This window comes from Permianibacter aggregans, from assembly GCF_009756665.1.
GTDB classification, from domain to species: domain Bacteria; phylum Pseudomonadota; class Gammaproteobacteria; order Enterobacterales; family Permianibacteraceae; genus Permianibacter; species Permianibacter aggregans.
Map to the genome: position 1 here is coordinate 1,144,756 of NZ_CP037953.1, position 20,807 is coordinate 1,165,562.

Here is a 20,807-nt window from a genome sequence, read left to right on the forward strand (position 1 = left end):
CTCAACTCCTTAACTGTTCGGGAAATGGCCTCGGTGGTACTGGAATGATTTTCCAGTCTTCACGTTTGGCCGGTACCCGGCTTTGGTACTGAAACACGGAACTGACCGGTTCACGACCGAATGGCCGCGCCGAAGGGATTTGCGGAAAGTGCATACCATAAACGGCAGACGTAGCGGTTAGCAGCGCTGCCTCCAACTCGGTGCCGGGCACTTGTTTGCCGCTGACGATTTGCATCAGGTAACGTATCGATTGCTTGAATGCCGTGTAAGGCAACAAACGCGTACGTTCCATATTGAAGTAATGAAACGCTTTTTTTGCCGAGTGCCAATCACGTTCCTGGATCAGTTTGTACAGAAACAATAGCGGTGACAGCATACGTGAGCTTGGTCCTTTCATCGGCACATTCAGCCCGGCGTAGCGCAGCGCATCCATACTGAGGCCTGTGCAATTATTGCTGGTGTGCTGATAAACGAAGGCATGCGAATAGAGCGCGCTCATCGTTTCGTGCATGGCCGCGTACACGCGTTGAATCGGCAACGGATTGCTGAGTGCGCAGCCGACCAGCCACGATGGCCGGTATTGTTGCTGGCCGCAGTTCAAATCGGTCAGATAATTATCAAGCGTGGTAATGGCCGGCAAAATGCCTTTCTCGCTGACGACATCCGGATCGTAAAAATTAGCCACCCACCATTGGCTGATGTCGCCATGGGCCTGCCAATCACCAAACACCAATCCGAAATGGCCGCCATGCGCTTCGTCATCGTCGCCTTGTGCGCCATTCAACACCAGGCCAAGAAAATACTGCGGCGCTTCCCCTTGCAGGCGCTGCCATAGCCGGGACAACTGAAAGGGTTTGGTGGCGCCGGCGATGCCGTCCTTGACGACTTGCCGCCACGAGCTTGCCGGCGCCGCAGCATCGCTGATGCGCCAGTCTTCCGGCCACATCGTGCGAATAATAAAAGTTTGATCTAGCCACTCCCCGCGCAGCGATAGTTTTCGTTGGGAGTAAAAACGTAGCGTTTGTTCATTGACGAATGTTGGATTGCTGGCCAGTGCATCGATCAATCGGAACGGATGCACTTCACCATTGCTCAAACGAATCGTCTGATGCTCCGGTTGCAGCTCCACCTGCCGCAGCTGCACCGGCGCGGCTAGCCAGAACGGCAAAGACAGCGGCCGTTCCGGATCAATGCCAATCCATTCTTCAGCGAAATAGAATTGCGCTGCCGGGCTGGTTTGCAGCGCATAGTCAACACCACGTCTCGGTATCATCCGATCGGCGGAAGGGGGAAAGAAATGGCCAGAGCTCAATGCGTGGTTTCCAGAATCAGTACCTGATTTTCTTCGCGCATTTTTAATGTAGACAGGAAACTCATGCCCAACAAGATTTCCGGCGTTGCCGCGCCCTCGATCACCACGGCATCGACATTGTGCCGCACCACTTCGCCGACCTTGACGGTTTTGGCTTTGACTTTCCAGGCTTTGGCGAGACCATTGGCCGTGGAAACATTAATTGGCTTGCCAGTATGACGGAAGGCGATGCCGAGCTTTTGCGCCATCTGGGTATTCATTGCAATGGATGTCGCGCCGGTATCGACCAGAAGCGATACCGGAATGCCGTTGATCGAACCAGCCGTCATATACATGCCATCGTTGTTGCGGGCGATTTGCACGCGCTGGGTCGCAGGCGGTGCGGTGTCGGTATGAATGTCGCTACCAAGGAAATAGGTTTCGCGCTTGCCGTCAATTTCCAGAATCGCGCGTTCAGGATTGGCCGCGATCAGTTTGATGCCTTCCGGACTCGTTTCATTGACGCGCAAAAAACGCTGATTGCCGTCGATGACAACCAGTGCTCTATCGGCAAACAGACCCATGACTTTGATATCGCGTGCCGCGGCAGCAAACGTTGCGCTCAGCGCCACCACCACCACAAGCCATGCAGACAAACGCATGTCAAACCTCCCGCAATGACATCATCGGCCATGACACCGAGTCCGCCGGTCAATTTCTTGTCGGCCCAACTGACCGGCCACGGCTTCAGAATATCGAATGCCCGAAACAACACAAACGCCAGCAGTAACAGCGGCCAGGAAAAGGGCAGCGCGATCAGCGAAAACCACAGACCGGCCCATTCATCGATAACGATATAACCCGGATCGGCAGCGCGAAAATCACGACTGGTGATGTCACTGGCATAAATGCCAAGCGCAAACAACACCACACCCAATGTCGCATAAATCACCGGCGGCAAGGTGTACGAGGCGAGCGCAACGATGGGCAGTACCGCGATGGTGCCAAACGTGCCCGGCGCTTTCGGCGCCAGACCACTGCCAAAACCGAGCGCGAACCAGTGCCAGAAACGAAAAGGTTTGATTACCGACATATCACGGCCGCTGATACTGGTTTAACGATTTGCATACAACAGCAAAATCCACGTGGATGTGTTCGTCATGCTTTACCCAAGCCGAGGTTTTCATGAATGATACTTTCCGCTGCAATTCCGCACCGCGTTTTGTCGCAAACAGGCGTTGATGATACACCGGCTCGAAGATGACGCGGCTGATGCTGACACCGCGCTGTTTCGCGGCATCATCCAAAGCCAAAATCAGTGCAGCCAACCGCTCGAAGTCGATACGCCAGTCCTCGTATTTGCCGGCCTTGTCGAATTCGATATCGTAACCGTAGCGATTCCAGGCCGAAGTCGGCAGATAATCGGATTCGCCCTGTTGATTGACCACCGGCACAAACAAGTCCACAGAAAGACCATTCTGATGAGTTCGGTGCGGTGAGAATGGGCCTCCGTCACGCTTTCCGGTTTCGCCATACATCCATTTGGCTTTTGGATCGCGCTCGGCCAATTGAGCATAGGCGGCGGTGACGATGTCGTTGACGGTGCTGTGCAGATAGGTACGCCCTAACCAGCGTGCCACGGTACTGTAGGTTTTGAAGTTGATGCCATCCGCCGGCAATTGCACCGCGTTTTTCAACGCGCCTTGACTCATTGTGCCATAACAAACGCTATCAGCACCGTAGACATGCACAACAAAGAGCAACAACAAAACGTTTACCAGCGCTTTAAACAAAATGCTCCCAGCCTCGTTTTGCATTCGGGTACGGATGCCCCGATTTGCGCCAGTCGATCTCCGGGCCTTCTTCATTGGCGGTAATGCTACCGATCGCCGTCAATGGCGAACCGATAGCGCGCAATGCTTTTTGCGCCGCCTCGAATTTTTCCGGTGCGATACAAACGCAAAGTTCGTAATCGTCACCGGCACTCAGAGCCAGCGCAATGCGTTCGTCCTCTTCACATTCCTGCAGCAGCACTTCCGAAAACGGCAGGTTCGCGACATCAATGCTCGCGCTGCAATCGGAGCGTTTCAGAATATGCATAAGATCAGAAGCGAGACCGTCGGATAAATCGATCGCGCATTCGCAATACTCGCGCAAGGCAATTGCTTCGTTGACGCGCGCCTGCGGTCGGTTCAAACGCGACATGACGATGCCGGTGTGTTCAATCCGATTCAGTGCACGCTGATGCAGCGCGCATTGCAAACCGAGCCCGGCATCACCGAGCGTACCGGTAACGGCAATGACATCGCCAATTTGCGCCGAATCGCGCCGCATCGCCGTGCCGGGTTTGACGGTGCCGAATGCGGTGACGCAAAGACTCAATGGCCCGCGCGTGGTGTCGCCACCGATCAACGCCACCTGATGCATTTTCAGCGCTTGAAACAGATTATCGGAAAATACCCGCAACCAATCATGGTTGGGTTCTGGCATCGACAGCGACAAGGTCAGCCAGCGCGGTGTCGCCCCCATTGCAGCCAAATCACTTAGATTGACCATGACTGATTTGTAGGCGATGTCGCCAGGACCGGTGGCATCCGGAAAATGAATGCCGGCATTCAGCGTGTCGGTGGTGATGACCAGTTGTTCGCCGGCTGGCAGATTGATGATCGCGGCATCATCGCCGATGCCGAGCTCGATATCGGCGCGCGCCTCAGCGCGATCAAAGAATTGCGCAATAATCGAGAATTCGCCAGCCATGGCCATGCACCTTTTTAGCGGGGTGTGCGGGCGGCAGCTATTTCAATGGCACGTAGCTGTCGCGCCAGTTTATCGAGTACACCATTCACAAACTTGTGACCGTCGGTGGCGCCGAAAGTTTTCGCTTGTTCCAGCGCTTCGTTGATCACGACTTTGTACGGCACATCAATGCGATGCTTCAGCTCGTAAGCGGCCATGCGCAGAATCGCGAGCTCAACCGGATCGACTTCATCGAGTGACAAATGCATCGTCGGTTTCAGCAGATCATTCAGCGCATCAAGATCATCGACGACACCACGCAGCAGTTCCTGAAAGTAGGCGGTATCGCAGCCTTTGAAATCGTTTTCCGCGAGGAAATTCAATTCGATTTCCTGCGGCGGTTGATGATTGAGCTGCCAGGAATAGATGGCCTGAACCGCGTATTTGCGCGCCACACGGCGCTGGGCAGGTTTACTCATCGTCTTATCCAATCTGTTTTAGCAGGCTGACCATTTCGATGGCGGCCAGCGCGGCATCTGCGCCTTTGTTGCCGGCCTTGGTGCCAGCACGTTCAATCGCTTGCTCAATCGTGTCGGTAGTCAGCACGCCGTTGATCACCGGCACACCGGTTTGCAGCGAGACATTCGACAGGCCTTTGGCGCTATCACCAGCGACGATTTCGAAATGATAAGTGGCACCGCGAATGACGGCACCCAGGGCAATGACCGCATCGTAATTCTGGCTGCCAGCCAGCTTGTCGCAAACCAATGGCAGCTCGTAAGCGCCTGGTGCGCGCACAACGGTGATGTTGCTTTCCTGTACGCCATGGCGTTTCAGCGCATCAAGCGCACCACTCAGCAGTGCTTCACCAATGAGGCTATTGAAACGGGCGACGACAATCGCGTAACGGCCATCGGCCTGGGTGAAGTTGCCTTCGATGTTTTTGATGCCTGACATACCATTCCTCGGGCGTTTTGTTCTTCAGTTTACCCAGCGGCAAGTTATCCACTGAGCGTTCGTATTTTCAGATTCCTGGATTCCCGCCTACGCGGGAATGACTCAGGAAGAATCGCTGATTCAGTCATTCCCGATTCCGCCATTCCTCGATCCCAGGGAACGACACAGGAAACTCACGAATCCTTAACATCCCGTGATTACAGGGAAGTTCTCATCGGCCCCAAAAAATCTGTCATTCCCGCGTAGGCGGGAATCCAGTTTAATTATTCAACCGATGATCTCCGGATACAAATCTCGCCATTCGGGATTGCTCCGTTCAATCAACTTCAGTTTCCATTCTCGGCGCCATTTCTTTAGCTGCTTTTCGCGCAGAATTGCACCGCTTATTTCTTCGCAGGACTCGAACCAGACCAGCTGATCGACGTCATAGCGATTGGTAAATCCCGGCACGTTCTTTTCTTTGTGCTGCCCGACTCGCCGAGGCAAATCAGTTGTCACACCAATGTACAACGTGCCATTACGACCACTTGCCAATATATAAACCCATCCTGGTTTGGCCATGTTGTCCGCTCCGTGGACTAAATGTCTTTCGTACTCCAATGTCGCTATCTGGATTCCCGCCTTCGCGGGAATGACAAGATATTTGAGCGCTCCGAGTCATTCCCGCGTAGAAACTGTCCTCTCGGTGGAGGGGACGGGAATCCAGTCCTCATACTAAACGCGCCCGCTCAATCCCTCACTTTGTCCTCAATAAATTCGACCACCTCCAGTTTGAAACCGGACAGTGCGTATTTTTTCGGTGAACTCAACAAGCGTAGTTTATGCACGTTCAAATCGTTCAGGATTTGTGAACCGATACCGATCCGGCGCAAACCGGCGCGTGCGGCCATAGGAGGCTGTGTCTCGTTGCGATCTTCGGCGGCGAAGCGGTTCAGGCGCATCAGTGTCGATTCGGCGGTGCTTTGCGAACCGAGCACCAGCACAACGCCGGCGCCCTCCTCAACGATGCGCGGCAGCGTGCGATGCAGTGGCCAGGAGCCCGAAGCGCGAACACCCATCAGCGTATCGGATAAATCATCAGCGACATGAACGCGGGTCATCACGGCCGGAGTCTTGCTGATGTCACCGTAGACCAACGCGTGATGCAGGGCGCCGTCCAACGTGTCCTGATAAGTGTGCAGCGTGAAATCGCCGTAGGGCGTCGGCCAGTGGCATTGCTGCAAGTGCTCGACGGTTTTTTCGTGCAGGCTGCGGTATTCGATCAAATCGGCGATGGTGCCAAGTTTCAGGCCGTGTTCGGCGGCGAATTTTTCCAGGTCTGGACGGCGCGCCATGGTGCCGTCTTCATTGAGAATTTCGACGATAACGCCAGCGGATTCGAAGCCGGCGAGACGGGCAAAATCACAGGCGGCTTCGGTGTGGCCAGCGCGGGTCAAGACACCGCCGGCCTGGGCCATCAGCGGGAAGATATGACCGGGCTGCACCAGATCCGCAGGCCTCGCGTTTTTCGCGACAGCCGCTTGCACGGTGCGGGCGCGGTCGGCCGCAGAAATACCGGTGGAAACGCCGGTCGCGGCTTCAATGGAAACGGTGAACGCGGTGCCGTGACGGGTGCCGTTTTGCTTGACCATCAAATCGAGACCAAGCTGCAAGCAGCGCTCACGCAGCATCGGCATGCAAATCAAACCGCGGCCGTATTTGGCCATGAAATTGATCGCTTCCGGCGTGATGGCCTCGGCAGCCATGACCAGATCGCCTTCGTTTTCGCGATCTTCGTCGTCCATCAGAATGATCATCTTGCCGGCGCGGATTTCCTGAATCAGCTCCGGAACGGTTGCTAAAGCCATTCGATTTCCTAGGGTTGGCCGGTGATAAAGCCGGCACGGGTCAGCAGCGCGGTGGTCAGGCTATTATCGCGGATCTCGTCGCCGCCTGCTTGCAGCAATCGTTCGAGGTAGCGGGCCAGAAGATCCACTTCCAAATTCACTTGGGTGCCGACCTGCCAATGGGCGATGGTGGTTTCGTTCTGGGTATGCGGCACGATGGTCAGCTCAAAATCGGTGTCGTGCACGGCGTTGACGGTCAGGCTGATGCCATCGACGCAAATCGAGCCCTTTTGAGCGATGTAGCGCTTGATCGCCTGCGGCGCCCGTAGCGTGTATTGCCAGGCGCGCGCCGCTTCCTTTTTGCTGATGACTTCGCCGATACCATCGACATGGCCGGAGACCAGATGACCGCCAAGCCGAGTAGTTGGCGTCAGGGCTTTTTCCAGATTGACCGGCGCACCGACATGCAATGAACCGAGCGTCGTTACCCGCAAGGTTTCCACCGAGACGTCGGCATCGAAACTCTGCTGATCAAAGCGCACCGCGGTCAGGCAGACGCCATTGACGGCGATGCTGTCGCCGAGCTGGACATCGGCCATATCGAGTTTGCCGACCTGGATGCTGAGCCGGGTGTCGCCGCCGCGCGGTTCGATTTTGCCAATGCGGCCGACCGATTGAATGATGCCTGTGAACATGGCGTACTTCCGAAAAACGGGATTAAAGAGCGGGACGATAAGTGAGCCGCAGATCTTCGCCGATCTGGCGGCAATCAGCCAGCGTAAAGCGCGGACAATCGGCAATTTGCGTGAACGCCGGCAGTTGCAGCGCCGCTTTGCCGGCCTGCCCTATCGCCATCGGCGCCATATACAGGCACAGCTCATCAACGACACCGGCCGCAACAAAGGCGCCGCTCAGCGTAGGCCCGGCCTCGACCAACACCTCATTGCAACCACGCCGACCCAGCTCATCAAGCACCCATTCCGGCTCGATGCGATCAAGCTGAACATTCTGCAGATGTGCCGGCCAATGGTCGGGGCGCTCGGCGCAGTGAAACACCAGCGTCGGCGCCAAGCCATCAGCCAGATGATGTGAAGCACTCATGCTGGCCGAAGAATCGAGCAGCACGCGCAGCGGCGCCTTTCTATAGTCGCGCACCTCGGCCGGCCATTCCTGCTCGGATAGCCGTACGGTCAGCTTCGGGTTGTCGGCCAGCAAGGTGCCACGACCGGTGATGATCGCCTGCACACCAGCGCGCAAACGTTGCACATCGCGCCGCGCCGCCTCGCCGGTAATCCACTGGCTGACACCATTACCAAGCGCAATGCGGCCATCGACGCTCATGCCAAGTTTGACCGTAACAAACGGCTTGCCGGTGCGCATCCGTTTCAGAAAGCCGCGGTTCAATTGCTCGGCCTCGACCGTCATCAGCCCCGATTTGCAATCGATGCCGGCGGCCAGCAGTTTGGCAAAGCCCTGACCGCCGACCATTGGGTTCGGGTCGCTCATGGCGCAAACGAGGTTTTTGATACCGGCGTCAATCAACGCATCAGCACAAGGACCGGTGCGGCCATGATGACTGCAGGGCTCCAGCGTGACATAAGCCGTGGCGCCACGGGCCTGTTCACCGGCCTCGCGCAGTGCGTGGATTTCGGCATGTGGCGAACCGGCGACCTGATGAAATCCGCGGCCGATCACCTGTCCGTTTTTCACCAGCAGGCAGCCGACGGCCGGATTCGGTGCCGTCGTCCAGCGGCCCTTGCTGGCAAGCTGCAAGGCTTCGGCCATATAGCGAGCGTCATCGGCGGTGAATTCGCGTTTAGTCATCGGCATTCAAGTGGGCAACACAAGGGTGGGCGAACCATTGCAAATCCGGATATGGCGATTGTTTAAGGCTCGCGAGCCGCGAGCGCAAATCGCCGACATGCAGTTCCAGTTGGTGTCCATCCGGATCGAGAAAATAAAACGATTCACCTTCGCTGCGGTTCGCTTTCCATTCGGTAACACCAGCGGCAAGCAAGGCCGCTTTGCGTTCGGCAAATTCAGAGGCCGAAACCGAAAAGGCGTAGTGGGTGTAACCGGCTTGCACCGGACTAAATTGATCTAGCGACAAACAAAGCCATAGTTCACCAACCGTCAAATACGCCCCACGTTGCCAACGCACGACCGGTTCGGCCAGTCGGTGTTTGGTATAAAACCGGAAACTGCGCTCCAGATTGCTAACGGCCAGCGTCAGGTGGTTCACGGCTTCAGTTGCATCTTGGCGATTTCGTCGGAGAATTCCTGCACGTCCTGAAAACGCCGGTAAACGGAAGCAAAGCGCACATAGGCAACATCGTCGAGTTTGCGCAGCTCATTCATGACCAGCTCGCCAATTTCTTTCGACGACACCTCGCGCTCGCCTTTGGAGCGCAGCTTCGAAGTGATATGGGAAATCGCCTCCTCGACCGCCTCGACCGACACCGGGCGCTTTTCGACTGCGCGCATAAAACCGCCGCGCAGCTTGCGCTCATCGAACGGTTGCCGGGAGGCGTCGTTCTTGACCACACGCGGCATCACCAGCTCGGCAGTTTCGAAGGTCGTGTAACGCTCGCCGCATTCAACGCATTCGCGCCGCCGGCGCACCTGCGAGCCGTCGGCAACCAGCCGGGAATCGATCACTTTGGTATCGGTGGCAGAACAGAAAGGACAATGCATCTGGCAAACCCGTCAATGGCGGAAATCCGGCCGATGATAGCATCAGTGCCTGATGGCTGCGCCAGCCGATAGGCTGGCGATCAAAAAAGCCCGCAATCGCGGGCTTTCTTCTGTAACGGATAAGGCTCAAGCGTAAACCGGGAATTTCGCCGTCAACTTCAGCACTTCGCCTTTGATGCGTTCAACCACCGACTCATCGCCCATATGGTCGACGATATCGCAGATCCAGCCGGCCAGCAGCGTCGATTCCGCTTCTTTGAAACCGCGTGTCGTGATCGCCGGCGTGCCCACCCGGATACCGGAAGTGACAAACGGCGAACGCGGATCATTCGGCACCGAGTTCTTGTTGACGGTGATATTGGCGCGGCCCAGCGCAGCATCCAGATCCTTACCGGAAATGTCCTTCTTGATCAGCGAAACCAGCATCAGGTGATTGTCGGTACCGCCGGATACGACATCAAGGCCACGCTCGACGAACACCTTGGCCATGGCCCGGGCATTGGCAACGACTTGTTTCTGGTATTCCTTGAAGCCCGGCTCCAATGCTTCTTTAAAGGCAACGGCTTTGGCGGCGATGACATGCATCAGCGGACCACCCTGGGTGCCCGGAAACACCGTGCTGTTCAGCTTTTTCTGCAGCTCTTCGGACGCGCCCTTGGCGATGATGATGCCACCACGCGGGCCGCGCAGGGTCTTGTGCGTCGTCGAGGTCACGACATGGGCATGCTCAATCGGGCTCGGGTAAACACCAGCGGCAATCAGGCCAGCCACATGCGCCATGTCGACCATAAAGTAAGCGCCCACTTTGTCGGCAATTTCGCGCAGACGGGCCCAGTCAACGACACGTGAGTAGGCCGAAAAACCGCCAAGGACCATCTTCGGCTTGTGTTCCAGCGCCAAGGCTTCGGCGTGGTCGTAATCAATCGTGCCGTCTTCCTTCAGGCCGTACTGGACGCTCTTGTAAAGCTTGCCGGAAAAATTGACCGGCGAACCGTGGGTCAGGTGACCGCCATGGGCCAGTGACATGCCAAGCACCGTGTCGCCCGGCTGCAACAACGCCTGGTAGACAGCCGCGTTGGCCTGCGAACCTGAATGCGGCTGAACGTTGGCGAAGTCGGCACCGAACAATTCCTTTACCCGGGCAATCGCCAGCTTCTCGGCGATATCGACGTACTCGCAGCCACCGTAGTAGCGCTTCTCCGGATAACCCTCAGCATACTTGTTGGTCAACTGCGAGCCTTGCGCTGCCATGACCCGCGGGCTGGTGTAGTTTTCCGAGGCGATCAGCTCAATGTGATCTTCCTGACGATGGCGCTCTTTTTCCATCGCCTGCCATAACTCGGCATCGTAATCGGCTAACGAAGAATACTGGCGGAACATAGGACTCCCGAGGGTACGCAAGTGGTCGAAAAGTGGGCCGAGATTGTAACGGATTATTGCTCTCGCACCTACCAGGCAAATTGGACGGTTGCACCCGAAATACGAAAAGCGTAGCCTCGGGCCTCATGAGTTTTTGCCATGAAGGAGGGCCATAACACCGACTTGCCAAATTCGCTGATTCGTACGGAGTTTTCAGCACAATCGGACTTCTGTTGTTCACCAACGCGATTTGTGGGTGAAGAAGCAATAACAACCAAAGACAGAGTAAAACCGGAGCAACCATGAACATGAAAAAATCGCGGTTAACCACCTCCATCGTGGCTACCTGCTGCGCAGCAATGCTGCCTACATTCGTTTATGCCGCTGACGAGCAAAAAGCCGAACGCGTTGAAGTCGTCGGCTCGCACATCAAACGCACCGATATCGAAGGTACGTCACCACTGTTTGTCGTCACGCGTGACGACATTGAAAATTCCGGCTACAACAACCTACAACAGCTGTTTGAACGGATGCCAGTCGCCGGCAACGGTACCTTCTCCACTCGTGGTAACAACCAGGACTCTACCGCCAACGGAGGCGCCGCCATCTCGCTGCGCGGTTTCGGCTCAGACGCCACGTTGGTGCTAGTCAATGGTCGTCGCGTCGCGATCAGCGCGTTTGCTGAAAGCATCACCAACAACTTTGTCGATGTAAACGCCATTCCGATGGCTGCGATTGAGCGTGTTGAAGTGCTGAAAGACGGCGCCTCAGCCATCTACGGTTCCGACGCGGTTGCAGGCGTAATCAATATTGTGCTGCGTAAGAACTACGAGGGCAGCGAACTTTCTGTCGGTTATGGCAACACCACCGATACCGACTCTGACGAGAAAACCATGAGCCTGCTCTGGGGAACCAGTGGCGACAAAGGCAATATGACGGTTATTTTGGACTACTTCTCCAATAGCTCGTTGATGAACAAAGATCGCGGCACGTTGGGCACAGCAAACCAATCGGCGCTCGGCGGCGAAGATTTTCGTTCTTCACGCGGCTTCCCTGGTCGCTACGTGGTCAATGGTGTAACGACAATTGACCCAGGCTGTCCTCCGGAAAATGCCTTTGGCGCTACCTGCGTTTACGACTACGGCCCGTGGAACGTCTTGATTCCTGAATCAGAGCGCATTGGTGCCATTTTGCTGGCCAATCGAGATATTGGCACCTCCACCGAACTGTTCACCGAGTTCAGCGTGCAGCACAACACATCGTTTGCCCAAGGCGCACCAACACCGCTGGATGGTGATGCAGGGTTAACCGTTCCCGGCACACATCCGAACAATCCGTTCGGCGTTGATATCGACATCAACCGCCACCGTACCGTGGATGCTGGCGCTCGTATTTGGGATATCGAAACCGATGTCATGCGCTTGGTTGTCGGTATGCGCGGCACCATCTTTACCGATTGGGATTGGGAAGTGTCGGCGCAAAAAGGCCGCAGTGAATCGATGCAGACCGGCGGCAAACATCAGGGTTGGGTTCGTACCGATTTGTTGCAACAGGAAATCGATGCTGGTCGTTATAACCCGTTTGGTGGCACCTATAACCCGCAAAGCGTAATTGACGCGATCACCACCTCATTGGTGCGTCGTGGTGAGTCACATCTAAGCGCCTATGACGCGAAAATTTCTGGTGGTTTGTTCGATATGGCCGGTGGCCAGGCAGCGTTGGCAGCCGGTATTGAATTGTTGACAGAAAAAGTGTCTGACGTCCCGGATGATCAATTTCAACGCGGCTTGATCTTTGGTACTGAATCTGTTTCGGCCGAAGCCAAACGCGATCACGAATCCGCGTTTATTGAGTTTGTATTGCCGTTTGCGGACGGACTGGAAGTCCAGTTGGCGGGTCGCTATGACAAATACGACGGCTTTGGCGCTCAGTTCAATCCGAAAGTCGGCGCCTTGTGGTCGCCAAATGATGACCTGAAATTCCGTATGTCATGGGGTACGGGTTTCCGGGCTCCATCGCTAGCACAAATCGGCTTGGGACCATCACAATCTTCGCAATTCTTCGTTGACACCTATGGTTGTGCAGTCAACCCGGCATATTGTGCTTCGACAGACTACACCATCGTGTTTGCCGGTAATCCTGATCTGGACGCCGAAGAATCTGAATCGTTCAACGTCGGCACCGTTTGGCAAGTTTCCGATAGCGTCAGCCTGACATTCGATTACTGGACCATCGAGCAAGACAATAAAATCGCTCCCGGTGATTTTGGTGCCCTGTATGCGCTGGAATGTAACAACCAAGCCAGCACGATCTGTATTCGCAATGCACCGCTACCAGGTCAATCCTTGGGTGATCTGTCACGCATCAACAACGGCTATCGCAACCTGAACCAGCAAAGCGCGAAGGGTATCGATATTTCTGCTGACTATCGCTTGAGCACAGCGGACTTGGGTTCTTTCAAGTTCAAGATCGATTGGAGCTGGCTGACCGAGTTCGAACAAAAAATCACCGAAGACGAATCTACAGGCGCTACCACCATTCTTGACTGGACCGGTGAGTACGAATATCCAGAATTCCGCTGGGTTGGCACGATGGATTGGGCTATGGATACCTTTGGTGCCACCGTTGCAGTTAGCTACATCGGCGAATTCGAAGATACGCCTGACGCCAATTTCGACGGTGTTATCGATATCAACCAAAACAGTTCTCGTACCGTTGATGCATTCATGACGGTCGACGTCCAGTTCCGCTATTTAGGTGTTCAGGACACCGTATTTTCGGTCGGTGTTCGAAACTTGCTGGACGAAGAACCTCCGTTTGCCATCGGTGATGGTGACGGCGACCTCTACGGCTACGTCTCACAAGTTCATAGCCCACGTGGTCAGTTTGTTTATGGGGAAGTAACTTATCGCTTCTAAGTAAGCTTTCCGAATCAAACGGCGCCGAAAGGCGCCGTTTTTTTTTCAGCACTATATTTCATTGATCGCCTATTGGTGCGGCTCGCGTATAAACACAAAATGTTCGAGGATATCGATTGATGCATCTGGTGTGGTTTCGTTCCGACTTGCGTGTGCACGACAACAGTGCGCTGCATGCCGCCTGTAGTGCTGGCGGGGTTGTGCAGGCCGTGTTTGTGCTCAGTGAGCGACAACTGGATGAGCATGTCTGGGCTGGACGCAAACGGGCGTTTGCCCGTCATCATGTGCAGGCGCTGGCCGATGCGCTGGCAGAACGCGGCATCGCCTTGGCAGTGCTGCATTCGGACAAAGTCGTTGGCCAGTGGCGTGCGGTGCTCGATTACGCCAGGAAGCAAAAGCTCAAGGACATCTGGTTCAACGATGAATACGGCGTGCATGAACAGGACCGCGATCAGGCCTTAATCAAGGCGGCAGAGAAAGCCGATATCTCGGTGCGCCATTTCGCTGATCGGGTGTTACTGCCACCGGGCTCGGTGCTGACCAAACAGGACACGCCATACACCGTTTACACGCCGTTTCGTCACGCCTGCGAACCACGATTGAACCAAATCAGCACATTGAGCGCGCCGAGAGCGGCGACAAAAGCCATCAAAGCAACCACCATTGAGCCCTTTCCCGGCGAGCAGGATTACGACCAGGAGCGCTGGCCCACCGGTGAAAAAGCGGCGTTAAAAAAGCTGCATCAGTTTGTTCGTGATGATATCGCCCAATACCACGAGCTGCGCGATCGCCCTGACGTGCCGGCCACCAGCGAGCTCGGACCTTACCTGAGTCTCGGCGTGTTGTCGCCGCGCCAGGTCTGGCAGGCGGCACAGCAAAAGGGCGACGGTGCGAAAACCTGGCGCAACGAAATTCTCTGGCGTGAATTCTATTTGCATCTGATGGCGCAATTGCCGGAGTTGTCGAAACACCAACCGTTCAAAAGCGAAACTGACCAGTTACCTTGGCGCCATGACAAGAAAGCCTTCAAGCGCTGGTGCGAGGGCAAGACTGGTGTGCCAATCGTCGATGCCGCGATGCGCTGCCTGAATGAAACCGGCTGGATGCACAATCGCCTGCGGATGATTGTCGCCAGTTTTCTGACCAAGAATTTGTTTATCGACTGGCGCTGGGGCGAGCGCTATTTTCTGCAACAACTGATTGATGGCGATTTCGCCGCCAACAATGGTGGCTGGCAGTGGAGTGCCTCGACCGGCACTGATGCGGCGCCGTATTTTCGTATTTTCAATCCGGTCACTCAGGGCGAACGCTTCGATCCGCATGGCGATTTCGTCCGCCGCTGGCTGCCGGAATTACAGCAAGAGTCCAGCGATACTATTCACCAGACCGGCGCCCGTGGCGACTACCCGGAGGCCATGGTCGATCTGAAAACCTCGCGGGCTCAGGCCATCGAATGGTTCAAAGGGCTGAAAAAATGAACATCACGTCAATTCGAAGCGTCAGCACCGGCAGCGATTTGGTCGCGCGCCTGACCACGCTGTATCAGGGCTTCACCGTCGAGCAACTGGATCAGTTGGATAGCGTCTACCGGGACGATATCCGCTTTTACGATCCGTTCCATCAGATTGCCGGCCTCGCGGAGCTGAAAGCCTATTTCGCCCGCCTTTACTTGAACGTCGACCACTGCAGTTTCCGTTTCGAGACACCCCAGATGCTCAGCGACCGGGCATTTCTGGCCTGGACCATGCAACTCCAGCACCCGAAGCTGAACCGGCGCCGGATGTTCAGCGTAGAAGGTCTTAGCGAAGTCCGGTTCAGTGATCGGATTTACTACCATCGCGACTATTTCGACGGCGCCGATATGCTTTATGGCCGCTTGCCGCTGCTCGGCATGCTGATCGGCGCTATTCGAAAACGTCTGTAATCATCAACCGGAGAACGGGCATGAAGTGGAAAGCGAATGCGTCGCGCACGATTTGGATTATCGGCGCCAGCTCCGGCATTGGTTTGGCCCTGTCCGAGCAACTATTGAAGCAGGGTCACAAAGTAGCGATGTCGGCGCGTCGCACCGGCAAGCTCGGTGAACTGGCAGGCGAATACCCGGACCAGGAGTGCGTAGCGCCCTGCGATGTCACCGACCGCGAATCCGTGCAGAAGGCCGTGCAGCGCGTGCAAAAATGTTTTGGTCACGTCGATACCTTGATATTCAATGCCGGCATCTGCGAATACATTGATGATGGCGACGTCAAAGCCAGCGTCGTGGAAAAAGTGATCAACACCAATTTTGTTGGGCTTGCCAATGTCATCGAAGCCGCAAAGCCGTTGTTGAAAGCTCACAGCGGTGTGCAGATTGCCGCCGTGTCGAGCTCGGCGGCGTTTCTACCATTGCCACGGGCCGAGGCTTATGGCGCTTCAAAAGCCGCCGTCAGTTACTTCATGCACACGTTGCGTTTGGCGATGCAGAAAAAAGGCATCAGCGTCAATGTCATCTGCCCCGGTTTTGTCAAAACGCCGCTGACCGATCAGAACGACTTCGATATGCCTTGTCTGATCAGCGCCGAAGAAGCCGCTGAACAAATCATCGCCGGCTTGCAACGCGACAAACGTGAAATTCATTTCCCGCACCGCTTTACCCGCTTCCTGAAACTGCTGTCGGCGCTTCCGCTCGGCCTGCAACAACGACTGACCGGCTCGCTGGTGAAAGCATGAGAATAGCGGTCATTGGCGCCGGCATCGCCGGCATGTACTGTGCCTATAAGCTGTCCCGCGATCATCACGTCAGCGTTTTCGACAAGAACCCGTACATTGGTGGCCATACGGCCACCAAGGATGTCGAGGTAGCCAGCGGACGCTACGCGATCGACACTGGCTTTATTGTCTGCAACGACAAAACCTACCCTAATTTTTTGCGCTTGATGGATGAGCTGCATATTGCGCTGAAACCCACCGAAATGAGTTTCGCGGTCAGCTGCAGTGAAACGGGTCTGGAATACAATGGCCACGATCTGAATACGCTGTTTGCCCAACGCAAGAATATTTTCTCGCCGACGTTCTGGTTGTTCCTGAAAGAAATTCTCCGATTCAACAAACTGGCCAAGCAGCAATTGCGCGAGCGCGCGCTCGACGATGAAACGACACTGGGCGAATTTTTGCAGCAGCATCGTTTTTCCGGTTGGATGGTCAGCCACTATCTGGCGCCGATGACCGCCGCCATCTGGTCGACTCCGCTGACCGATGTGATGAATTTCCCGCTGGCGTTTTTTCTGCAATTTTGCGACAACCACGGCCTGCTGAACATTCAGGACCGGCCGCAATGGTTTGTGCTCCATGGCGGCAGTCGCAGCTACGTCAAAGCCCTGATGGCCGCCTGTTCTGCCGAGTTTTTTGCTGACTCCGGCGTCGTTCGCGTCAGCCGCAACAATGATGATGTCGTGTTGCAATTGGGCAATGGTCAATTGCTGCATTTCGACAAAGTGATCTTTGCCTGCCACAGCGATGAGGCTCTGGCCTTGCTTTCCGATGCCTCGCGCGAAGAGCAGCAGATTTTGGGCGCGATTCCCTATGCCGAAAGTGAAGTGGTGTTGCACACCGACACCCGCTTGCTGCCAGAAAATCGCCTTGCTCACGCCGCCTGGAATTATCTATTGACCGGCGAAAACAAGCGGCCGACGTTGACCTACAACATGAACATTCTGCAGGGATTCACGGCGCCGGAAATCTTCTGCGTAACCTTGAACCGCAGCGACGCCATTCAGCCGGAAAAAGTATTGGGACGTTACCTTTATTCACATCCGCAATTCTCCAAACACGCGGTCATCGCGCAAAAGCGCCATGGCGAAATCAGCGGGGCACGACATAGCTATTATTGTGGCGCTTACTGGTTCAATGGCTTCCACGAGGACGGCGTGGTCAGCGCCCTCCGAGTCATTGAGCAACTGGGAAAAAGCTGATGGAAAGCGCCATTTACCGCGGCACGCTAAGCCATATTCGCGACTGCAAACCTAAGCACCGCTTTCGCTACCGGATGCGGCTGTTTTATCTCGATCTGGATCAACTCCCGACGCTACTCAGTCAATCGCATTGGTGGCGTGGCCGGCTGGCGCAATTCCGCCGCCATGATTACTTGCCCGATTATGAAGGCAGCTTGAAACAGGCGGTGTGCGCGTTGATTGCCGAGCGCACCGGCGCTCGCTTCGTTGGCCGAATTTTTCTGCTCAGCGCACCACGCGTGCTCGGTATCGGCTTCAATCCTTTGAGTCTTTTCTACTGCTTCGATGGTGATGGCCATCTGCAGTTTGTCATTGCCGAAGTGCGCAACACCCCCTGGTTGCAACGCCATGCCTACCTGCTTGACTTGCGCCATCGCGAGCAACCAGAGCCACATGACAAAGCCTTTCATGTGTCACCGTTTCTTGACATGACGCAGCGCTACCACTGGTACTTACCAGAGCCTGGCGATGCCTTGCAGGTCGGCATCCAGAATAAAACCGATCAAGGCACGGTGTTTCGCGCGGCACTGGTACTGGAAAAAGCCGCAACACTGAATGCCGCGACACTGGATCGTGAACTGTGGTCGCACTGGCCACAAGGTTTGAAGACATTGATCGGCATTTACTGGCAGGCCGTAAGACTGCTTATCAAGCGTGCACCGTTTTTCAGTCATCCCGGCGCCGCAACCGACGATGTGGCCCCTGCCCTGGAGAAGAAATCGTGAGTACCGAACTGGTTCGTCAAAACAAAAGCACCGCCCGTCAGTTCTCCGATACGCTAGTCGATCGCTGCCGTCAGGGCGTCGCCGAACAACTCGACCAACTGCGCGATGGTCAACTGGAATTACATGAGAATGGCAGCCGCTGGGTCTGCGGTGAAGTCGGGTCGCTGCATGCCGAGCTGACCATTGACGATGCCAGCGCCTGGGTCGATATCGCGCTTGGCGGCAGCATTGGTGCGGCAGAAAGCTACATGGACGGTCATTGGCATTCGCGCGATTTAACCTCGTTAATACAGCTGTTTGCCCGCAATCTAGATGCCCTCGATCGCATTGAGTCCAAGCAGCGCTGGTGGAATCAGGCCACCCGCAAGCTCGCACACTGGTGGTATGACAACAGCCGTCAAGGTGCCAAGCGCAACATTGCCCGCCATTACGATCTTGGCAATGACATGTTCAAGCTCTGGCTTGATCCGCTCATGATGTATTCCAGCGCCATTTATCCGCACACTAACGCATCACTTGAGCAGGCGGCTGAATACAAGCTGCGCCGCATCGCCGAGAAGCTGAAAATCAAAGCGACTGATCAGGTGCTGGAAATTGGCACCGGCTGGGGTGGCCTGAGTATTTTTCTGGCGAGAAACTATGGTTGCCATGTCACCACAACCACCATTTCTCGCGAGCAGTACGACGAAGCAAAAGCGCGCATCGAAGCGCTGGGTTTGCAGGACAAAATTACCTTACTGCTGCAGGATTATCGCGAACTGCAAGGGCAGTTTGACAAGCTGGTCAGCATCGAGATGATCGAAGCGGTTGGTTTGAAATACCTGCCGGAATATTTCCGCAAGTGCTCCAGCCTGCTGAAACCAGACGGCGCCTTCCTGTTGCAAAGTATCACCATCGCCGATCAGCGTTACGATTATGCCGCCAGCAATGTCGATTTCATTCAGAAATACATTTTTCCCGGCGGCGCTTTGCCGAGCAATAGCCGCATCGCTGAATGCCTGCGCGATGATACCGACATGATGCTGATGCATCATGAAGATATCGGCCAGCACTATGCCCGCACGCTGCGCGATTGGCGTCAGCGTTTTCTGTCCAACAAAGAAGCCATTCTGGCTCAGGGTTATGACCAACGTTTCCTGCGCATGTGGGAATATTATTTATGCTACTGCGAAGGCGGTTTTCTTGAGCGCACGATATCCTGCGCGCAACTGCTGATGCACAAACCACGCTGTCGGGATCTGGTCAGCGGCTTGCAATGAAATGGGCACTGCTGTTGCTGGCACAGGCAGTATGGTTTGCTGCCGTGTTGCTAGGAGCTGCCTGGGCTTTGCCGTTGACACTGGCGCAGTTGGCGCTATTGCCTTTCGCACCGGCGCTGCGTTTTCCACCGCTGGTCTATGTAGTGATCATTATTACCGGCCTTGCCGTCGATTATTTTCTGCAGGCAATGCAATGGATTGCCTTTCGACCTGATCCGCTGTTTGCCGATCTGCCGTTACCGCTGCCGGTCTGGCTGATCGTGCTCTGGTGCAGTTTTGCGTTGACGGTCAAACCGTTAAGCGAATTGGTTTCATCATCGTTCCTGCGAGCACTGCTGTTTGCCGGAGGCGGTGCCGCTGCCTACTACGCTGGTGCCCGGCTCGGCGCTGCCGAGATCCTGAACTACTACGCCTATTTCTCCGTATTAACGTTTATATGGATGATCTTCCCGGGGTTATGGTTATGGTTCGCTTCACGGTTTTCGGCAAATTCATCGGGCTCGGTGTCAGCGCCATCCTCTTGAGCGCAGCCAGTTTTGCCAGCCCGTCGCTAAACAACACAGCGCAAGCTACGGCCACGCCGCTGCAACAACTGCAAACACATGGCCGCTACCATCTGACCTGGTTTGGCTTGTCGATTTACGACATCACGCTATGGACCAGCGAACAACCATTCCGATTTGCTGTTGATCAAAAGCCATCGCCATTTGCTTTGGAAATTCGCTACAAGATTGATGTCGATGCCGATGACTTGATCGAAGAAACTCGCGACCAATGGCAGGAACTGGCGCTGCTCAATGACGATGCAAAACGTTGGCTGCAACAACTGCCGCAGATATGGCCTGATATCAAAGAGGGCGATCGCCTGGTCATGTTTGTCGACGAGTCGTTGCAAACCCGTTTCTATCACAACGATAGATTCGTCGGGCAGATAGACGACGCCGCATTCGCCACTCGATTCTCCGCGATCTGGCTGGCTGAAGGCGCCGAATATCCTGACATGCGCAAAGCCCTGCTGGCCTTGCGCTCCTGAGCTATGCACTAAGGAAGACT

Annotated in this window: 23 protein-coding genes; 9 read left to right on the plus strand and 14 right to left on the minus strand. The window is 55.4% G+C overall.

Annotated features, from left to right (window positions below; genetic code table 11):
- Position 1 precedes the first annotated feature (1 nt).
- From E2H98_RS05275 to glyA, 14 genes are all read right to left on the minus strand, one after another.
- Positions 2-1,273 (minus strand): hypothetical protein, encoded by a 1,272-nt coding sequence (locus tag E2H98_RS05275; protein WP_133590900.1) that lies wholly within the window; start codon positions 1,271-1,273, stop codon positions 2-4.
- 35 nt (positions 1,274-1,308) lie between these two features.
- On the minus strand, positions 1,309-1,953 hold the full coding sequence (locus tag E2H98_RS05280; RefSeq protein WP_133590898.1) for a TIGR02281 family clan AA aspartic protease: 645 nt from the start codon (positions 1,951-1,953) through the stop codon (positions 1,309-1,311).
- Positions 1,914-2,384, minus strand: coding sequence for a phosphatidylglycerophosphatase A family protein (locus E2H98_RS05285; protein ID WP_133590896.1), 471 nt, complete (start codon positions 2,382-2,384; stop codon positions 1,914-1,916). Before E2H98_RS05285 ends, E2H98_RS05280 begins: the two co-directional genes overlap by 40 nt.
- Before the next feature lies 1 nt (position 2,385).
- Positions 2,386-3,060 carry a penicillin-insensitive murein endopeptidase gene (locus E2H98_RS05290; protein ID WP_198325241.1) on the minus strand — a complete coding sequence of 225 codons (675 nt, stop codon included), beginning with the start codon at positions 3,058-3,060 and terminating at the stop codon, positions 2,386-2,388.
- 16 nt (positions 3,061-3,076) lie between these two features.
- Complete coding sequence (thiL, locus tag E2H98_RS05295) at positions 3,077-4,048, minus strand: thiamine-phosphate kinase (protein WP_157591257.1); 972 nt, start codon at positions 4,046-4,048, stop codon at positions 3,077-3,079.
- A gap of 14 nt (positions 4,049-4,062) precedes the next feature.
- Positions 4,063-4,506 carry a transcription antitermination factor NusB gene (gene nusB / locus E2H98_RS05300; RefSeq protein ID WP_133590890.1) on the minus strand — a complete coding sequence of 148 codons (444 nt, stop codon included), beginning with the start codon at positions 4,504-4,506 and terminating at the stop codon, positions 4,063-4,065.
- 4 nt (positions 4,507-4,510) lie between these two features.
- Positions 4,511-4,984, minus strand: a complete 474-nt coding sequence (gene ribH, locus E2H98_RS05305; RefSeq protein WP_133590888.1) for a 6,7-dimethyl-8-ribityllumazine synthase — start codon at positions 4,982-4,984, stop codon at positions 4,511-4,513.
- 267 nt (positions 4,985-5,251) lie between these two features.
- Positions 5,252-5,545 carry a GIY-YIG nuclease family protein gene (locus E2H98_RS05310; protein ID WP_133590886.1) on the minus strand — a complete coding sequence of 98 codons (294 nt, stop codon included), beginning with the start codon at positions 5,543-5,545 and terminating at the stop codon, positions 5,252-5,254.
- Positions 5,546-5,712: 167 nt separating this feature from the next.
- Positions 5,713-6,831: a bifunctional 3,4-dihydroxy-2-butanone-4-phosphate synthase/GTP cyclohydrolase II gene (gene ribBA, locus E2H98_RS05315; RefSeq protein ID WP_133590884.1), complete on the minus strand. Its 1,119-nt coding sequence runs from the start codon at positions 6,829-6,831 to the stop codon at positions 5,713-5,715.
- 8 nt (positions 6,832-6,839) lie between these two features.
- Entirely contained in the window at positions 6,840-7,505 is a 666-nt protein-coding gene (locus tag E2H98_RS05320; protein WP_133590882.1) for a riboflavin synthase, read from the minus strand.
- A gap of 22 nt (positions 7,506-7,527) precedes the next feature.
- Positions 7,528-8,634, minus strand: a complete 1,107-nt coding sequence (ribD, locus tag E2H98_RS05325) for a bifunctional diaminohydroxyphosphoribosylaminopyrimidine deaminase/5-amino-6-(5-phosphoribosylamino)uracil reductase RibD (RefSeq protein ID WP_133590880.1) — start codon at positions 8,632-8,634, stop codon at positions 7,528-7,530.
- The gene (locus tag E2H98_RS05330) at positions 8,627-9,052 is read right to left on the minus strand and encodes a VOC family protein (protein WP_133590878.1); all 426 of its coding nucleotides are present in this window, start codon (positions 9,050-9,052) and stop codon (positions 8,627-8,629) included. Before E2H98_RS05330 ends, ribD begins: the two co-directional genes overlap by 8 nt.
- Complete coding sequence (nrdR, locus tag E2H98_RS05335; RefSeq protein WP_133590876.1) at positions 9,049-9,504, minus strand: transcriptional regulator NrdR; 456 nt, start codon at positions 9,502-9,504, stop codon at positions 9,049-9,051. The genes E2H98_RS05330 and nrdR overlap by 4 nt, the downstream gene beginning before the upstream one ends.
- 126 nt (positions 9,505-9,630) lie before the next feature.
- Positions 9,631-10,884, minus strand: coding sequence for a serine hydroxymethyltransferase (gene glyA / locus E2H98_RS05340; RefSeq protein WP_133590874.1), 1,254 nt, complete (start codon positions 10,882-10,884; stop codon positions 9,631-9,633).
- Positions 10,885-11,165: 281 nt separating this feature from the next.
- On the opposite strand from glyA, the gene E2H98_RS05345 reads away from it, so the two are divergent.
- The 9 genes from E2H98_RS05345 (at position 11,166) to E2H98_RS05385 (ending at position 20,787) form a co-directional block, all read left to right on the plus strand.
- Entirely contained in the window at positions 11,166-13,781 is a 2,616-nt protein-coding gene (locus E2H98_RS05345; RefSeq protein WP_198325242.1) for a TonB-dependent receptor, read from the plus strand.
- Positions 13,782-13,900: 119 nt separating this feature from the next.
- On the plus strand, positions 13,901-15,259 hold the full coding sequence (phrB, locus tag E2H98_RS05350; RefSeq protein ID WP_133590872.1) for a deoxyribodipyrimidine photo-lyase: 1,359 nt from the start codon (positions 13,901-13,903) through the stop codon (positions 15,257-15,259).
- Complete coding sequence (locus tag E2H98_RS05355; protein ID WP_157591258.1) at positions 15,256-15,705, plus strand: nuclear transport factor 2 family protein; 450 nt, start codon at positions 15,256-15,258, stop codon at positions 15,703-15,705. Before phrB ends, E2H98_RS05355 begins: the two co-directional genes overlap by 4 nt.
- 20 nt (positions 15,706-15,725) lie before the next feature.
- Positions 15,726-16,490: an SDR family NAD(P)-dependent oxidoreductase gene (locus E2H98_RS05360; RefSeq protein ID WP_133590868.1), complete on the plus strand. Its 765-nt coding sequence runs from the start codon at positions 15,726-15,728 to the stop codon at positions 16,488-16,490.
- Entirely contained in the window at positions 16,487-17,731 is a 1,245-nt protein-coding gene (locus tag E2H98_RS05365) for an NAD(P)/FAD-dependent oxidoreductase (RefSeq protein WP_133590866.1), read from the plus strand. Before E2H98_RS05360 ends, E2H98_RS05365 begins: the two co-directional genes overlap by 4 nt.
- On the plus strand, positions 17,731-18,495 hold the full coding sequence (locus E2H98_RS05370) for a DUF1365 domain-containing protein (RefSeq protein WP_133590864.1): 765 nt from the start codon (positions 17,731-17,733) through the stop codon (positions 18,493-18,495). Before E2H98_RS05365 ends, E2H98_RS05370 begins: the two co-directional genes overlap by 1 nt.
- Positions 18,489-19,754, plus strand: a complete 1,266-nt coding sequence (locus E2H98_RS05375) for an SAM-dependent methyltransferase (RefSeq protein WP_133590989.1) — start codon at positions 18,489-18,491, stop codon at positions 19,752-19,754. Before E2H98_RS05370 ends, E2H98_RS05375 begins: the two co-directional genes overlap by 7 nt.
- A complete protein-coding gene (locus E2H98_RS05380; RefSeq protein ID WP_133590862.1) occupies positions 19,751-20,278 on the plus strand; it encodes a DUF2878 family protein in 528 nt (175 codons plus the stop codon). The genes E2H98_RS05375 and E2H98_RS05380 overlap by 4 nt, the downstream gene beginning before the upstream one ends.
- On the plus strand, positions 20,218-20,787 hold the full coding sequence (locus E2H98_RS05385; protein WP_157591259.1) for a chalcone isomerase family protein: 570 nt from the start codon (positions 20,218-20,220) through the stop codon (positions 20,785-20,787). Before E2H98_RS05380 ends, E2H98_RS05385 begins: the two co-directional genes overlap by 61 nt.
- Positions 20,788-20,807: the final 20 nt, after the last annotated feature.

Excerpts from the sequence above, each read along its gene's own strand:
- E2H98_RS05365 (WP_133590866.1), top strand. The coding sequence starts at position 16,487 with ATGAGAATAGCGGTCATTGGCGCCGGCATCGCCGGCATGTACTGTGCC.
- nrdR (WP_133590876.1), bottom strand. The coding sequence starts at position 9,504 with ATGCATTGTCCTTTCTGTTCTGCCACCGATACCAAAGTGATCGATTCC.
- E2H98_RS05385 (WP_157591259.1), top strand. The coding sequence starts at position 20,218 with ATGGTTCGCTTCACGGTTTTCGGCAAATTCATCGGGCTCGGTGTCAGC.
- E2H98_RS05285 (WP_133590896.1), bottom strand. The coding sequence starts at position 2,384 with ATGTCGGTAATCAAACCTTTTCGTTTCTGGCACTGGTTCGCGCTCGGT.
- E2H98_RS05275 (WP_133590900.1), bottom strand. The coding sequence starts at position 1,273 with ATGATACCGAGACGTGGTGTTGACTATGCGCTGCAAACCAGCCCGGCA.
- E2H98_RS05310 (WP_133590886.1), bottom strand. The coding sequence starts at position 5,545 with ATGGCCAAACCAGGATGGGTTTATATATTGGCAAGTGGTCGTAATGGC.
- E2H98_RS05345 (WP_198325242.1), top strand. The coding sequence starts at position 11,166 with ATGAACATGAAAAAATCGCGGTTAACCACCTCCATCGTGGCTACCTGC.
- glyA (WP_133590874.1), bottom strand. The coding sequence starts at position 10,884 with ATGTTCCGCCAGTATTCTTCGTTAGCCGATTACGATGCCGAGTTATGG.
- E2H98_RS05320 (WP_133590882.1), bottom strand. The coding sequence starts at position 7,505 with ATGTTCACAGGCATCATTCAATCGGTCGGCCGCATTGGCAAAATCGAA.
- phrB (WP_133590872.1), top strand. The coding sequence starts at position 13,901 with ATGCATCTGGTGTGGTTTCGTTCCGACTTGCGTGTGCACGACAACAGT.
- E2H98_RS05280 (WP_133590898.1), bottom strand. The coding sequence starts at position 1,953 with ATGCGTTTGTCTGCATGGCTTGTGGTGGTGGTGGCGCTGAGCGCAACG.
- E2H98_RS05355 (WP_157591258.1), top strand. The coding sequence starts at position 15,256 with ATGAACATCACGTCAATTCGAAGCGTCAGCACCGGCAGCGATTTGGTC.
- thiL (WP_157591257.1), bottom strand. The coding sequence starts at position 4,048 with ATGGCTGGCGAATTCTCGATTATTGCGCAATTCTTTGATCGCGCTGAG.
- ribD (WP_133590880.1), bottom strand. The coding sequence starts at position 8,634 with ATGACTAAACGCGAATTCACCGCCGATGACGCTCGCTATATGGCCGAA.
- ribH (WP_133590888.1), bottom strand. The coding sequence starts at position 4,984 with ATGTCAGGCATCAAAAACATCGAAGGCAACTTCACCCAGGCCGATGGC.
- E2H98_RS05380 (WP_133590862.1), top strand. The coding sequence starts at position 19,751 with ATGAAATGGGCACTGCTGTTGCTGGCACAGGCAGTATGGTTTGCTGCC.
- nusB (WP_133590890.1), bottom strand. The coding sequence starts at position 4,506 with ATGAGTAAACCTGCCCAGCGCCGTGTGGCGCGCAAATACGCGGTTCAG.
- ribBA (WP_133590884.1), bottom strand. The coding sequence starts at position 6,831 with ATGGCTTTAGCAACCGTTCCGGAGCTGATTCAGGAAATCCGCGCCGGC.
- E2H98_RS05360 (WP_133590868.1), top strand. The coding sequence starts at position 15,726 with ATGAAGTGGAAAGCGAATGCGTCGCGCACGATTTGGATTATCGGCGCC.
- E2H98_RS05370 (WP_133590864.1), top strand. The coding sequence starts at position 17,731 with ATGGAAAGCGCCATTTACCGCGGCACGCTAAGCCATATTCGCGACTGC.